The organism is Actinosynnema sp. NPDC023587, from assembly GCF_040640215.1.
Lineage (GTDB): Bacteria > Actinomycetota > Actinomycetes > Mycobacteriales > Pseudonocardiaceae > Actinosynnema.
This window is the reverse complement of record NZ_JBFABG010000009.1, coordinates 49,419-65,988: the sequence shown is the minus strand read 5'-3', so window position 1 is coordinate 65,988 and position 16,570 is coordinate 49,419. Positions and strand designations below refer to the sequence as shown.

3 protein-coding genes are annotated in these 16,570 nt (G+C 74.7%); all 3 read right to left on the bottom strand.

The window, feature by feature from the left end:
* Positions 1-7 precede the first annotated feature (7 nt).
* From AB0G01_RS23340 to sbnA, 3 genes are read right to left on the bottom strand one after another with little or no spacing between them, the layout of a single operon-like run.
* Complete coding sequence (locus AB0G01_RS23340) at positions 8-820, bottom strand: ABC transporter permease (protein WP_360948826.1); 813 nt, start codon at positions 818-820, stop codon at positions 8-10.
* Positions 817-15,582, bottom strand: a complete 14,766-nt coding sequence (locus AB0G01_RS23335; protein ID WP_360948824.1) for an amino acid adenylation domain-containing protein — start codon at positions 15,580-15,582, stop codon at positions 817-819. The genes AB0G01_RS23340 and AB0G01_RS23335 overlap by 4 nt, the downstream gene beginning before the upstream one ends.
* Positions 15,579-16,565 (bottom strand): 2,3-diaminopropionate biosynthesis protein SbnA, encoded by a 987-nt coding sequence (gene sbnA / locus AB0G01_RS23330; protein ID WP_360948822.1) that lies wholly within the window; start codon positions 16,563-16,565, stop codon positions 15,579-15,581. The genes AB0G01_RS23335 and sbnA overlap by 4 nt, the downstream gene beginning before the upstream one ends.
* Positions 16,566-16,570 lie beyond the last annotated feature (5 nt).

Below are 16,570 nucleotides of genomic sequence, written 5' to 3'. Positions count from 1 at the left end.
TTCGGGGTCAGGCGTTGCGGTAGCGGCGGACGCTGAGGTAGGAGGTGAGCAGGAACACCGCGCCCAGCGACACCACGATCACCAGGTGGTTGTGCCCGCCGGCCGGGCTGCCGGCACCGGTCGCCTGGTTGCCCCACAGCTCCCGGCAGGCGGAGATGACCGAGCTGACCGGGTTCCACTGGGCGATCGGCTGGATCCAGCCGGGCAGCTTGTCCACCGAGAGGAAGCCGTTGGACAGGAACGAGAACACGACCGCGACCAGGCCGCCGACGGATTCGATGGTCTCCAGGTTGTCCGAGGCCATGCCGAGCAGCACGCCCACCCACAGCACGGTGAAGATGAACACCGCCACGAGCGCGAACCCGGCCAGCGTGGGCAGCACCCCGGTGTGCGAGCGCCACCCGAACAGCACGCCGAACGCGACCACGATCGCCAGGCCGATCAGGCTGATGGCCAGGTCGGCGAGGGTGTGCCCGACCAGCACCGCCGGGCGCGAGATCGGCAGCGACCGGAACCGGTCCACCAGGCCGCCCTGCACGTCCAGCGCGACCGCGATCGCGGTCGGGCCGACGCTGGCCAGGCCGACCTGCATCACCACGCCCGCGAAGATGAACTCGATGTAGTTGTCGCTGCCCGGGATCTGGATCGCGTTGGAGAACAGGTAGCCCAGCGCGATCATGGTGATCAGCGGGTTGAGCGTGATGCCGACCAGCCGGCCGGGGTTGCGGCGCAGCCGCCGCATCCGCCGGCCCGCGATCGCGAGCACCTCGGTGACCGGCGCGAACGGTGTCTGCGCGGTCGGGACGTCGAGCGTGGTCACGGTCGTGCCTCCCCGATGTGGTTGCCCTGCACCCGGCGGAGCTCTTCCGCGACCGCCGCGCCGATCAGCGCCTGCGGTTCGGGGTGCATCATGTACTCGTGCCCGCACGGCACGCGGTGCGTGCGGACCTCGCCGGTGACGTGCGCGGTCCACGAGGAGGCCAGTTCCGCGACCTCCTCGGCCGCCCGGTCCGCCACCGCCGTGAACAGCACCAGGTCACCGTCGAACGCGCTCGGCGTGAAGGTCTCCATGATCCGGCCGTGGTTGCGCACCACGGCCAGCATCGCCAGGAGCCGCTGCTCGCCCAGCTCGGCCAGCGGGTGCCGGTCGCGGCGCAGCACCTCGACCACGTCACCGGGCGCGAGGTCGCGGCCGGTGAACTCGGCGCGGTCGTGGCCGATGACCTCCATGACGCGCAGCAGCAGCTCGTTGTCGCTGACGTCGTCGTCCTCGGTGCCGGGCCGGTGCGGGTAGCCGTCGAGGTTCGCGACCAGCGCGACCCGTTCCCCGGCGCGTTGCAGCCGCACGGCCAGCTCGTGCGCCAGCACGCCGCCGAACGACCAGCCCAGCAGGTGGTAGGGCCCCTCGGGCTGGACCTGCCGCAGGTAGCCCAGGTACTCCTCGGCGACCTCGCCGATGCTCGCCGGGAGCGGCGCGAGCCGACCGACGCTGGGCGACTGGATGCCGTAGATCGGCACGTCCGGGTCGATCGCGCGGGCCAGCCCGACGTAGGGCAGGCTCGACCCGAGACCGCTGTGCAGCACGAACAGCGGCGGGCGCGCGCCGTCCGGCCGGATCGGCAGCACCACGGCGAACGGGTCGAGCGGGTCCTCGCCGTGCTCCAGCGCCCGCACCTCGTCGAACACCCGGGCCACCGCCGACGCCCCGGCCGCCGGCGCGGACAGCTCCTCGGCCACGCCCGCCAGCCCTTCGGCGGTCTTGTGCACGAAGACGTCGGCGATGGCGAACCGCAGCCCGGCCTTGCGGGCCCGGCTGACCACGCCCGTGGCGAGCAGCGAATGCCCGCCCAGCTCGAAGAAGTCGTCGTCCACCCGCACCTCGGGCAGCCCGAGCACGTCCGCGAACACGTCGCACAGCAGCCTCTCGGCGGCGGTGCGGGGCGCTCGGGACGGGGCGCGGTCGGCGGACTCCGGCGCGGGCAGCGCCGCCCGGTCCACCTGCCCGTCCGCGTCCAGCGGGAAGGCGTCCAGCGCGACGAACGCCGACGGCACGAGGTGGTCGGGCAGCGTCCCGCCGAGCCTGCGCCGCACCACCGCCGGTGCCGGCACGTCCGCGCCGACCAGGTACCCGACCAGGCGACCGGCGGCGGCCACCACCACGGCGTCGGAGACGCCCGGCACGGCCCTCAGCGCGGCCTCGACCTCGGCCGGCTCGACCCGGTGGCCCCGGACCTTGACCTGGTGGTCGCGCCGGCCCGGGAACTCGACCTCGCCGTCGCCGACCCAGCGCGCGACGTCACCGGTGCGGTACACCCACTCCCCCGCCGCGCCGAACGGGTCGGCCACGATCCGGTCGGCCTGCGCCGGGGTGTGTCCGAGGTGGCCCCGGACCGCGCTGTCACCGCCGAGGTACAGCTCGCCCGGCACGCCCGGCGGCACCGGCCGCAGCGCGTGGTCGAGCACGTAGACCTTGGTCCTGCCGATCGGGCCACCGTCCGCTCCGGACGCACCCGACCAGGTCACGGGTCCGTGCGGGTCGCGCACGTCCGCCGTGAGCCCGCGCAGGGTCGCGGCCGACGCCGCGTCGAGCGGCTCACCGCCCGCGATGACGACCCGCAGCCGCCGCAACGCGTCCGGCGCGGCCTGCACCACCGAGCGCACCAGGCTCGGCCCGGCCCGCAGGACGGTCGCCCGGTGGTCCACCAGCAGCGCGCCCAGCGCCGCCGGATCGCGGACCACGTCCCGGTCCGCCACGACGAGCGCCGCCCCGGACACCAGGGGCACGAAGACCTGCGGGTCGGCGACGTCGGGGGCGGGGACCGCCAGCAGCCGGTCGTGCGGGCTCATCGCCAGCCGCAGCCGCAGGTCCTCGACCAGGGCGCGCAGCTCGCGGTGGGTGACCACCACACCGGCCGAGGGGATCACGTACGCCGGGTGCCCGGCCCGCAGCGGCGCGAGCCGGTCCTTGTCGGTCAGCTCCGCCGCACCGCCCCGGGCGCGCAGGAGCTCGACCACCTCCGGCGAGTCGAGCAGCAGGAGTTCGCCGGGCAGCCCGCCGGCCACGTCCGACGTGGTGACGGTGAGCACGGGCCCGGTGTCGGCCACGGTCGCCGCGACCAGGTCGGCCGGGTGCCCCGGGTCGACGGGCCGCAGCGCCGCGCCGGACTTGAGCACCGCGAGGGTCGCCACCACCAGGTCCGCCGACCCCGGCACGGCGAGCGCGACGACCCGGTCCGGGCCCGCGCCGCGCCGGATCAGCTCCCGGGCGAGCCGGTTCACCCGCGCGCCGAGCCGGCGGTAGGTGACCTCGCCGTCCGGGCCGACCAGCGCGGTCGCGCCGGGCACCTGCCGGGTCCGGTCGGCGATCAGGTCGGGCACCAGCGCCCGTCCGGCCGCGCGGCCGGGGTCGTTCCACTCCACCAGGACCCGGTGGCGCTCCCGCTCGCCCAGCACGTCGATGTCGCTCAGCGGCGCGTCCGGGTCGGCCACCACGGCGGCCAGCACCCGCACCAGCCGCGCCGCCATGCTGTCCGCGGTGGACTTGCGGAACAGGTCGGTGCGGTAGGCCAGCACGCCGTCCACGCCCGCCGGGACGCCGTCGAGGTGCCGCTCCACCAGGTCGAAGGTCAGGTCGAACTTCGACCGGCTCGCCTTCATCGGCTCGACCGCGGTGTGCAGGCCGGACAGCCCGCCGGCCGCCTGGTCGTCGTGCTGGAACGCCAGCATCACCTGGAACAGCGGGTGCCGGGACAGCGACCGGGTGGGGTTGAGCGCCTCGACCAGGTACTCGAACGGGAGGTCTTGGTGCGCGTACGCGGCCAGGTCGGCCTCCCGCACCCGCCGGACGAGCTCCCGGAAGGTCGGGTCGCCGCCGGTGTCGGTGCGCAGCACCAGGGTGTTGACGAAGAAACCGACCATCTCGTGCAGCGCCTCGTCGGTGCGCCCGGCGATCGGGCTGCCCAGCGGGATGTCCGTGCCCGCGCCGAGCTTGGTCAGCAGCGTGGAGACCGCCGCCTGCACGAGCATGAACACGCTCGCGCCGGTGTCCCGCGCCAGGGCGACGAGTCCGGCGTGCAGCTCCGGCGGCACGGCGAACTGGTGCACGTCGCCGTCGTGGTCGCTGACCGCCGCGCGGGGGAAGTCGGTCGGCAGGTCGAGTTCTTCCGGCAGGTCCGCCAACGCCCGCGTCCAGTGCGCCAACTGGGCGGTCAGGACGCTGTCCGGGTCGTCCTCGCCGCCGAGCCACTCCCGCTGCCACACCGCGTAGTCGGCGTACTGCACCGGCAGCGGCTCCCAGGCCGGGGCCTTGCCGGTGCGGCGGGCGTCGTAGGCGGCGGCCAGGTCACGGCCCAGCGGCGCGCTGGACCAGCCGTCGAACGCGATGTGGTGGAACACCAGCAGCAGCACGTGCTCCTGCTCGCCCACCGCGTAGAGGCGGGCCCGCACAGCGGGTTCCGCGGCCAGGTCGAAACCGCGGTCGACCTCCTCGGCCAGCGTCCGCGCGAGGTCGTCGGTGCGGTCGACCCGGAGCACCCGGCCGCGCGCGGGCAGGACCCGCTGGTACGGCACGCCGTCCACGTCCGGGAACACCGTGCGCAGGATCTCGTTGCGCGCCACCACGTCGTCCACGGCCGCGCCGAGGGCGGACAGGTCGAGCTCGCCCTTGAGCCGCACCGCCAGCGGGATGTTGTAGGTGCCGGTCGAGCCCTCCTCCAGCTTGTTGAGGAACCACAGCCGCCGCTGGGCGAACGACAGGGGGAGGCCCTCGTCGCCGGCGCGTTCCACGGGGCGCAGCGCGGGCCGGGCCGCCGCCGCGCCCGCCACGAGCCTGGCCAGGCCGGCGACCGTGCGGGCCTCGAACAGCGCCCGCACCGGCAGCTCCACGTCCAGCACCGTGCGCACCCGGCTGACCACGCGGGTGGCCAGCAGCGAGTGCCCGCCCAGGGCGAAGAAGTCGTCCTCGACGCCGACCTCCGGCGCGTCGAGCACGTCGGCGAACACGCCGCACAGGATCTCCTCGACCGGGGTGCGCGGCCCGCGCCCCCGGGTGGTGGCGAGGTCCGGTTCCGGCAGCGCCTTGCGGTCGACCTTCCCGTTGGGGGTCAGCGGGAGCGCGTCGAGCACGACCACCGCCGCCGGGACCATGTAGTCGGGCAGCGACTCGCCGAGCGCCTCCCGCACGGCGTGCGGGTCCAGCACCGCGCCGGGTGCGGCCACGACGTAGCCGACCAGGCGCTGGTGGCCGCCGTGGTCGCCGCCGACCGAGACCGCCGCGTCACCGACCTCGGGCACGGTCCGCAGCGCGGCTTCCACCTCGCCGAGTTCGATCCGGTGGCCCCGGATCTTCACCTGGTGGTCGCGGCGCTCCAGGAACTCCAGCCGGCCGTCCGGGCGCAGCACCACGCGGTCGCCGGTGCGGTACATCCGCGCGCCCGGCTCGCCGTAGGGGTCGGCCGTGAAGGTGGCCGAGGTCTTCGCCCGGTCGTTGAGGTAGCCCCGGCCGACGCCCGTGCCGCCCACGTACATCTCGCCGGGCACCCCGACGGGCATCGGGCGCAGGTCGTCGCCCAGCACGTACAGGCGGGTGTTGCGCACCGGGCGGCCGATCGGGACGCGCGCGTCGCCCAGCTCGTCACCGGGCCGGAGGACCGCGTGCGTCACGTCGTCCGAGCACTCGGTGGGGCCGTAGGCGTTGACCAGCGGGATTCCCGGGTAGCGCGCGAACCACCGGTGGCACAGGTCCGGCGGCAGCGCCTCGCCGGTGACCACGAGCCACCGCAGGCCGGGCAGCGCCGGCGTCTCCCCGGTGACGTCCCACGCGTCGAGCGCGGCGCGCAGCAGCGACGGCACGACCTCCAGGACCGTCACGCCCTCGTCGGGGACCGTGGCGAACAGGGCGTTCGGGTCGACGGCGGTGTCCCGCCCGGTGACCCGGACCCGGCCGCCCACCACCAGCGCGGTCAGCATCTGCCACACCGAGATGTCGAAGGTGACCGGCGCGTTGTGCACGACGGTGTCCACTTCGGACACGCCGAGGTCGTCCACCTTGCACCACAGGTGGTTCACCATGCCCCGGCGGTGCACCATCGCACCCTTGGGCTTGCCGGTCGAGCCCGACGTGAAGATCACGTAGGCCAGGTCGTCCGGCTCACCGAGCGCGGGGGCGAGCTCGGTGTCGGCGGCGTCGTCCAGCAGGACGACGTCGAGGCCGTCGGCCACCTCGCGGGCGAGGTCGAGGTGCGCCCGGTCGACCGCGACCGCGCGGGCCCCGCTGTCGGCGAGCAGCGCGGCGATCCGCGCCACCGGTGCCCGCACGTCCAGCGGCACGTACCCGCCGCCCGCGCCGAGCACGCCCAGCACGGCGGTGACGAAGCCGGTGCCGGGTGCGGCGAGCACGGCGGTGAGCCCGTCGCCGGGGACGCGGCGGGAGAACGCCGAGGCCCGCGCGACGAGTCCGGCGTAGGTGAGCGACGAGTCGTCGTCCACGACCGCGACCGCGTCCGGCCGGAGCGCGGCCAGCGACCGGATGCGCTCCACGACGCCCTCGTACGCCTGCGGGCGCACCGGACCGGTGCCGATCCGCAGGACCTCGGCGCGCTCGTCCGCGTCCAGCACGTCCACCCGGCTCAGCCGGGCCGCCGGGTCGGCCACCACGGTCCGCAGGAAGTCCACCAGCCGCCGCGCGAGCCGCCGCGCGGACGCCTCGGTGAACAGCTCGGTGCTGTACTCCAGCACGCCGCGCATCCCGGCCGGCACGCCGTCGGCGTAGCGCTCCTCCAGCAGCACGGTGAAGTCGAACTTCGCCCGCTGCGACCGCACCGGCTCCAGCCGCCCGGTCAGGCCGGGCAGGGCCAGCGGGACGTCGTCGCTGGTCTGGAGCGCGAGCATGACCTGGAACAGCGGCTGCTTGTTCAGCGACCGCTCCGGGTTCAGCTTGTCCACCAGGTGCTCGAAGGGCACGTCCTGGTGCTGGTAGGCGGCCAGGTTGGTGTCCCGCACCCGGTGCAGCAGCTCCTGGAAGCTCGGGTCGCCGCCGGTGTCGGTGCGCAGCACCAGCGTGTTGACGAAGAACCCGATCAGGTCGGCCAGCTCGTCGTCGGTGCGGCCGGCGGTGGGCGTGCCCAGCGGGATGTCCGTGCCCGCGCCCAGCTTCGTCAGCAGCGCCGACAACGCGGCCTGGAACACCATGAACACGCTCGCCCCGCAGTCCCGGGCCAGCGCCACGACCGCGCGGTACAGCTCGGCGTCGATCTCGAACGGCAGCTCGTCGCCGTCGTAGTTCGCGACCGCCGGGCGGGGGAAGTCGGTCGGCAGGTCCAGTTCCTCGGGCACCCCGGCCAGCGCCGTCGTCCAGTACCCGAGCTGGCGGGAGAGCAGGCTCTCCGCGTCGTGCTCGTCGCCGAGCAGCTCCCGCTGCCACAGCGCGTAGTCCGCGTACTGCACGGCCGGCGGGGTCCAGTCGGGTCGGCGTCCGGAGACGCGCGCCCGGTAGGCCGCGGTGAGGTCGCGCACCATCGGCGCGATGGACCAGCCGTCGAACGCGATGTGGTGGAACACCAGCAGCAGCACGTGTTCGGCGGGCGCGACGCCGTAGAGGTGCGCGCGCACCACGGGTTCGACGGCGAGGTCGAATCCGCGGTCCGCCTCCACGGTCAGCACGGCGGGCAGGTCGGCTTCGGGCAGCCTGGTCAGCGGCAGCGCCGGGTAGTCCGCCGGCACCTCCACGACCTGCTGGTACGGCTCGCCCCCGGCGTCGGGGAACACCGAGCGCAGCACCTCGTGGCGGCCCACCAGGTCCCGCAGCGCACCGCGCAGCGCGGGCACGTCGAGGTCACCGCTGAGCCGCAGCGCCATCGGCACGTTGTAGGTGCCGGTGACGCCGTCCTCGAACTCGTCCAGAAACCACAACCGGGTCTGCGCGAACGACAGCGGCACGCGCTCGCCGCGCGCGGCGGGCACCAGCGGCGGGCGGGCGTCGGACGCGCCGGCCACCTGCTCGGCGACGCCGGCGACCGTGCGGGCCTCGAACAGCGCCCGGATCGGCAGCTCCACGCCCAGCGCGGCCCGCGACCGGCTGATCACCTTCGTGGCCAGCAGGGAGTGCCCGCCCAGCGCGAAGAAGTCGTCGTCGATGCCGACCTGCGGCAGTTGCAGCACGTCCGCGAAGACCCCGCACAGGATCTCCTCGACGGGGTTGCGCGGGCTCCGGCCGCGGGTCTGCCCGGCGTAGTCCGGCGCGGGCAGCGCCTTGCGGTCCAGCTTGCGCTGCGGGGTCAGCGGGAACTCGTCGAGCACCACCAGCGCGGAGGGCACCATGTAGTCCGGCAGCGCCTCGGCCAGCACCTCCCGCAGACCGGCCGGGACGGCCGTGCCGTCCTGCCCGGTGACCAGGTAGGCGACCAGCTTGCGGTCCTCGCCGTCGTCCTCGCGGACGACCGCCGCCGCCAGCAGCACGTCGGGGTGCGACAGCAACGCGGACTCGACCTCGCCGAGCTCGATCCGGAAGCCCCGCAGCTGCACCTGGTCGTCGGCCCGGCCCAGGTAGTCGAGCTGCCCGTCGGGCAGCCACCGCACCAGGTCGCCGGTGCGGTACATCCGCTCGCCGGGCTCGCCGTGCGGGTCCGCGACGAACCGCTCCGAGGTCAGGCCGGGCCGGTTGAGGTAGCCGCGCGCCAGGCCGCCGCCCACGTACAGCTCGCCGGTCACGCCCTCGGGCACCGGGTGCAGCAGCGAATCCAGCACGTACACCCGGTGCGCGGCGGTCGGCACGCCGATCGGCGGCTTCGGGCCGGGGGTCAGCGGGCCGCCCACGGTCGCGGCCAGCACGGACTCGGTGGGCCCGTAGCCGTTGAACATCCGGTGGGTGGCCGACCAGCGGGCCACCACCTCGGGCGGGCACGCCTCGCCCGCCACCACCAGGGTCAGGTCGTCGGGCAGCTTGGTGCCCTCGGGCAGCCCGCCCGCCACCACCGGCGGCACCCCGGCCAGGTTCACGCCGTTGTCGTTGATCAGGTCGATCAGCGCCTGGCCGGGGCCGCGCGCGTCCTCGCCCGCGACGACGACCGTGCCGCCGCCGCACAGCGCGAGCCCCATCTCCCACACCGTCGCGTCGAAGCTGTAGGACGCGAACTGCAAGACCCTGGTGTCCGGGGTGACCTCGAACTTGTCGATCAGGCTGAGCACCATCGCGACGAACCCGGCGTGGTCCACCACGACGCCCTTGGGCTTGCCGGTCGACCCGGAGGTGTAGATCACGTACGACGGGTGGTGCGGGCGCAGCGGCGCGAGCCGGTGCGCGTCGGTCAGGTCGCTGTCGGGGTAGCCGGAGAAGTCGATCCCGTCGACGGCCAGCACCTCGACGTCGACGTCGAGCGTGGCCGCGACCTCGGTGGTGGACAGCAGCACGGCGGGCCCGGCGTCGGCCACCATGTAGGCCACCCGGTCGGCCGGGTACTTGGCGTCGATCGGGAGGTAGCACGCGCCCGCCTTGAGCACGCCGAGCACCGCCACGAGCATCTCCAGCGAGCGCGGCATCGCCAGCGCCACGATGGTCTCCGGCCCCACGCCCCGCGCGACGAGCAGCCGGGCGAGCCGGTTGGCGCGGGCGTTGAGCTCGCCGTAGGACATCGGCACGTCCTGGAACACGGCGGCGGTCGCGTCGGGTGCGGCGGCCACCCGCGCCTCGAACAGGTCGGTGACCGCGACGTCCGGGACGTCGGCGATCCGGCCGGCCCAGTCGTCCAGGATTCGCGAGCGCTCGGCCGGGGCCAGCAGGTCGACCTGGGCGACGCGGACGTCCGGCTGCTCGGTCATGGTGTGCAGCAGGCGGACGAACCGGTCCACGACGGACCGGATCTCGGGCTCGCCGAAGAGGTCCGCCCGGTACTGGGCGAGCAGCCGGAGCCTCGGGCCGGGGTAGACCGACAGCCCGAAGGGGTACTCGGCGACCAGCCGGCCCTCCGCGCCGACCAGCCGGACGCCGGGGATCAGCCCGGACAGGCCGTCGGTGTCCACCGGGTAGTTGTGGAAGCTGACCACGGTGTCGAACAGCTCGCCGACGCCCGCCACCTGCTGCACCTCGGCCAGGCCCAGGTGGTGGTGCGCGGCCAGGTCGAGCTGCTCGTCCTGGAGGCGGGCCAGCAGCCGCGCGACGGGGACCGCCGGGTCGAGCCGGACCCGCACCGGCAGCGTGTTGAGGAACAGGCCGACCATCGACTCCATGCCGGGCAGGTCGACCGGCCGGCCGGAGTGCACCGCGCCGAACACCACGTCGTCCCGGCCGGTCAGCCGGCCCAGCAGGATCGCCCACGCGCCCTGCACGACGGTGTTCAGGGTGAGCCCCCGGGCCCGCGCCCAGCGGGACAGGACGTCGGTGAACGCGGCGGGCAGGTCGACGGTGATCGACGCGGGCGGCTCGGTGACCCGGGGCCGTTCGGCCGGGCCGATGCGGGTGGGCTCGTCGAGACCGGCCAGCGCGGTCCGCCACGCCTCGCGGGACGCCTCGTCGTCCTGGCGCGCCAACCACTCCAGGTAGCCGCGCGAGGGCGGGACCGGCGGCAGCGCGGCGAGGTCCGCGCCGTTCGCGGTGAGCGTGAACAGCTCCCGCGCGACGATCGGCATGGACCAGCCGTCCACCAGGATGTGGTGCACCGCCCAGATCAGCCGGAACCGGTCGGTGCCGGTGCGCACGACGGTGAACCGGACCAGCGGCGGGTCGGCCATGTCGTAGCGGCGCACCCAGTCCTCGTCGGTGAGCCGGCGCAGTTCGCGCGCCAGGTCGGCGGGCTCCAGGCCGGTGAGGTCGATCTCCTCCCACGGCAGGGCGGCGCTGACCGGGACCACCTGCACGGCCTCGCCGGAGGGCCGCGAGTGGAACGACGCGCGCAGGTTCGGGTGCCGGTGCAGCAGCGCTTCCGCCGCCCGCCGGAACGCTCCGACGTCCAGGGCACCCTCGACGTCGACGACCACCTGGAGGGTGTAGACGTCCGCGCCGTCCCGGTCGAACTCGGCCTGGAACAGCATGCCCTTCTGCAACGGCGAGAGCGGCAGCACGTCCTGCACCGCGCCGGTCTCCCGCTCGATCGCCGCGATCTCGCCCTGGGTCAGCGCGACCAGGTCGAAGTCCGACGGGCTGTGCCCGCCCGCGCCGGGCAGCGCGGCGTGCCCGACGAACGCCTCCAGCGCCCGGAACCAGGTCCGCGCGAGGTCGGCGACGTCGCCGTCGGAGAGCGGGCCGTCGGCCCACAGCCAGTCCGCGACCAGGTTCGGCCCGCCGGGGCCGTCCTCGGTGACCGGGGTGACCGCGAGGACGTGCCGCAGCGGCATGTCGGGGCTGACGCCGGTGCCGACCACGGAGGAGCCGGCGTCCAGCGTCCAGTCCCCCGCCACCCCGCCGGCGGCGAAGCGGCCGAGGTAGTTGAACCCGATCTGCGGCGTGGCCCCGCGGGCGAGCGCGCCGACCGTCTGCGGGTTGAGGTAGCGCAGCAGCCCGAAGCCGATGCCCCGGTCGGGCAGCGCGCGCAGTTGTTCCTTGACGCGCTTGACGGCCGTGCCGACACTGCCACCGCCGGCCCACAGGTCGGCGCGGTCCAGCTCGCCCGGGTCCAGCCGCAGCGGGAACGCGCTGGTGAACCAGCCGACCGTGCGGGAGAGGTCGACGTCGTCCACGACCTGTTCGCGGCCGTGGCCCTCGACCTCCACCAGCACGGCCGAGTCGGTCGCGCCGGGCCGGGTGTGCTTGCGCCGCCAGTCGGCGACGGCGACCGCCAGGGCCGCCAGCAGCACGTCGTTGATCTCCGCGTGGAACGCGGCGGGCACGGTGGTGAGCAGCGCGGCGGTCACCTCGGTCGGCAGCACCAGCCGCAGCGACCGGGCGGTGCCGTAGGTGTCCAGCTCCGGGTCCAGCGGGCGGCTGCCCAGGAGCTGGTCGGGCCGCGACTGCGCGACCCACAGCGGCAGCTCGGTGACCCGCGCGGCGGAGCGGGCGTGCTCGGCGAGCACCTTGGCCCAGCGCCGGTAGGAGGTGCCCACGGGCTGGAGCGGGCGGCCCGCCACGGCGTCGACGAGGTCGGGCACGATGATCCGCCACGACACGCCGTCCACCACGAGGTGGTGCGCGACCAGGACGAGCCGGGCGGTCGTGCCGGAGTCGACCAGCACCGCCTGGAGCACGCGGCCCTCCTCCGGGGCGAGCCCGGCGCGGGCGCGCGCGACCTCCTCGGCGACGACCTCGGCCACGTCGTCCACCTCGGCCAGCGGCACGCGGCGGACCAGCGTGGTCGCGCGGATCGCGCCCACCGGCAGGGTTTCCAGCGACCACAGGCCCGGCAGCGGCACGCTCAGCCGGGTGCGCAGGGCGTCGTGGTGGTCCAGCACGTGCTGGAGCGCGCCCGCGAGCTTGACCAGGTCCAGTCCGGTCGGCACGTGCAGCACGACGTGCTGGCTGTACTGGCGGGTGCGCGGCGCGAGGTCCACCAGGTCCTCGCGGAGCTGGTGGGCGATCGGGGTCAGCTCGACCTCGCCCACCCCGTCGTCCGCGACGGCGGCGGTCCCGGCGGCGTCCCCGGCGACGACCGCGATGGCGGCGGGCGTGCGGTGCCTCATCACCTCGCGCGAGGTGAACACGACCCCGGCGCGGCGGGCCCGGCTGACCACCTGGATGGAGCTGATGCTGTCGCCGCCGAGCGCGAAGAAGTCGTCGTCCACGCCGATCTCGCGCAGACCCAGCACCTCGGCCATGACCTCGCACAGCACGCGCTCGCGGGGCGACCGCGCGGCACGCGCCGGCGTGCCCGCCGTCTCCGGCTCCGGCAGCGCCGCGCGGTCGAGCTTGCCGTGCGCGGTCAGCGGCAGCGCGTCGAGCTCCACGAACGCGGAGGGCACCAGGTAGTCCGGCAGCAGCTCGCCGAGGCGGGCCCGCAGGTCCACCCGGCCCTGGAGCACGACGTAGCCGACCAGGCGCTTCGCGCCGCCCTCGCCGACCACGCGCACCGCCGCGCCGGTCACCTCGGGCACGCCGAGCAGGGCGGCTTCGACCTCGCCGAGCTCGATCCGGTGGCCGCGCACCTTCACCTGGTGGTCGCGGCGTTCGAGGAATTCCAACTGGCTGTCCTCCCGGCGCACCACGCGGTCTCCGGTGCGGTACATGCGGCCCCCGGTGAACGGGTCCGCGACGAACGTGGCGGAGGTGCGCGCCGGGTCGCCCAGGTAGCCCCGGCCGACGCCCGCGCCGCTCACGTACAGCTCGCCGGGGACACCGGTCGGCACCGGGCCGAGGTCGTCACCCAGCACGTACAGGCTGGTGTTGCGGACCGCGCGCCCGATCGGCACGTGGCCGGCCGCGGCGTCGTCGACCGCGACGAACGCGTGCGTCACGTCGTCGGAGCACTCGGTGGGGCCGTAGGCGTTGACCAGCGGCACGCTCGGGAAGCGCGCGTACCAGCGCAGGCACAGGTCCGGCGGCAGCGCCTCGCCGGTGACGACGAGCAGGCGCAGCGACGGGAGCTCCGGCCGCGCGCCGAGGACGTCCCACGCGTCCAAGGCCGCGCGCAGCAGCGACGGCACGACCTCCAGGACGGTGATCCGCTCGTCGGCGACCAGGCCGAGCAGCAGATCCGGGTCGGCGGCGGTGTCCCTGCCGACCGCCCGCACCCGCCCGCCCGCGACCAGTGGCGCGAGCATCTGCCACACCGAGATGTCGAAGGTCGGCGGCGCGTTCTGCACCAGGCTGTCCGCGTCGGTGAGGCCGAGGTCCTCGACCTTGGCCAGCAGGTGGTTGACCATGCCGGCGCGGTGCACCATCGCACCCTTGGGCCGGCCGGTCGAGCCGGAGGTGAAGATCACGTACGCGAGGTCGTCCGGCGTGCCCCGGACCGGCGTGAGGGAGGTGTCCTCGGCGTCGTCGAGCACCACGTGGGCGATGTCCAGCCCGACGGCGAGCGCGCGGTGCGCGGCGTCGACCACGACGAGCCCGATCCCGTTGTCGCGCACCAGTTCGGCGGTGCGGGCCAGCGGGGCGCGGGTGTCCAGCGGCACGTAGGCACCGCCCGCGCCGAGCACGCCCAGCACCGCCGTGACGAACCCGGCACCCGGCGCGGCCAGCACGCCGACCAGCGACGCGGGCAGCTTGCGGGACAGCGCGCTCGCGCGGGCGACCAGGGTCGCGTAGGTGACGTCGAAGTCGTCCTCCACCACGGCGATCGCGTCGGGACGTGCCGCGGCGAGCCCCCGGACCCGCTCGACCACGTCGGTGAACGCGTCCGGGCGGGTGTCGCCGATCGTCGCGCCCAGCCACCGGGCGCGCTCCCCCGGCGTGAGAACTTCCAGTTCCGCCAGTGGTTCTCCGTCGCCGGCGTGCGCGAAGCGGTCCAGGAACGCGGTGAACCGCGCGAGGTGGGCCTCGGCCTCGGCCTCGGTGTACAGCTCGGGGTTGCCGTTGAGGTGGACCTCCAGACCGCCGTCCGGGGCGTCCACCACGGTCAGCATCAGGTCTTCGACGAGGCCCGTCGACAGGTTGTTCACCTCGACGGCGCACTCCCCGAGCCGGAAGGCGGTCCGCTGCGGCAGGATGTTGACGAACGGGCCGAACGGGCGGCGGTCGTCGCTGGACAGGCCCATCGCGCGGCGGATGCGGCTCACCCGGTAGCGCTGGTGCTTGAGCACCTGCATGAGCTCGCGCGAGGTGCGCCGGAGCAGGTCGGCGCGGGTGTCGCCGGGTCGGACGGAGACCCGCAGCGGCAGGTAGTTGGCGACCATGCCGGGCACCGCCCGCATCGTCGCGCCCAGCCGGGCGGTCGCGGGCACGGTGAGCAGCACGTCGCGGACGCCGGTCAGGCGCTGGGTGTACACGGCGACGGCGGACAGCACGACCGCCGGCCAGGTCGACGCGGAACGGCCGGCCAGGTCGCGCAGCGCCCGCGCGGTGGCGGCGGGCAGCACGCCCGTGCGGCGCAGGAAGCCGTGCACCTCGGGGCCGCCGGAGGTGCGGGTGGACAGGCTGACCAGGTCCGGTGCGGAGTCGAACCGGCGCGCCCAGAAGGCCTTGTCCTTGGCGGCGGCGGGCGAGGTCTCGTAGGCGTGCTCACCGGCCAGCAACTCGCTCAGCGGCGGGATCGGCGTGCCCCCGGCCCCGCCGTACAGCTCGGCGAGCCGACGCCAGAACACCACCTGGCTGTACCCGTCGCACAACAGGTGGTGGATGCGCATGTAGAACAGGTGCCGGTCCTCGGCGACCCGCACCACCGCGAACCGGAACAGCGGGAACTCGTCCAGCGCGAACGGCGTGGCGAGGTCGGCGGCCATCCAGTCGGCCGCCTCCCCGGCGGTCAGCTCCAGCCGGGTCAGCGGCAGCTCCACCAGCGGTGCCACCACCTGCGCGGGCGCGCCGTCGACCTCGGTGCAGCGGGCGCGGGTGCACTCGGCCTCGTCGACCAGGCCGCGCGCGGCGGCGATCAGCGCCGGGACGTCCAGCGGGCCGCGGATGTCCAGGTAGCCCGCGGAGTTGTAAGCCACGCCGCGCCCGTTGAGCTTCTCGTCGAACCAGATCTCGGCCTGTCCGGCGGAAAGGGGCAACGCGTCGGTCATGGCATTCTCCTCGCAAGCGTCGCGGGGGCCTGCTCGCCGAGCAGGTCCGCGCCGTAGGTGTCCGCGATCCACTGGTCGTGGTAGACGGTGTCCAGGTAGCGCTCACCCAGGTCCGGCGCGATCGCGACCGCCGTCAGGTCGTCGTCCTGCCGGGCCAGCCACGCGGTCGCACCGGACAGCACCGTGCCGGTCGAGCCGCCGAACAGGAAACCCTCGCGCAGCAGGGCCCGGCACGCCCGGACCGTGTCCGCCTCGGCGACGTGCAGCACGTCGTCCACGTAGGACCGGTCGAGCAGCGGCGGGCGCACGCTGGTGCCCAGGCCCGGCAGCATCCGGGGCTGGGCGGGCGTGCCGAAGGTGACCGAGCCGATGCTGTCGATCGCCACGATCCGCACCGACGGCTTGTTCTCCCGGAAGTACCGGGCGCAGCCCATCAGCGTGCCGGTGCTGCCCGCGCCGATGAACACCACGTCGACGCCGGGGAAGCTCTTGAGGATCTCCGGCCCGGTGGTCTGGTAGTGCGCGGCCCAGTTGCCGGGGTTGGCGTACTGGTTGAGCCACAGGTGGTCGGCGTTCTCCGCGACCAGCCGCTCGACGAACCGGATGCGCGCGCCGAGGAACCCGTCCAGCGGGTCCGGTTCGGTGATCACGTGCACCTCCGCGCCCAGCGCGGCCATCAGCCGCCGGGTCGGGAGGTTGCAGCGGGTGTCGGTGACGCAGAGGAACTTCAGCCCGCGACTGGCCGCCACCAGGGCCAGCGCCACACCGAGGTTGCCCGACGAGCTCTCCACCAGGGTGGTGCCCGCGTGCAGCGCGCCGGAGCGCACCGCCGCCGACACCATCTCGTTGGCGGCCTTGAGCTTGATCGAGCCGGCGAAGTTGAACCCCTCGCACTTGAGGTACAGCGGGCGGCCGGTGAGCCGCCGGAGGTCGACGTAGAGGTCGTCCACGTTGAACTCCTGGGGCGTGGATATCACTGGCATGAGCC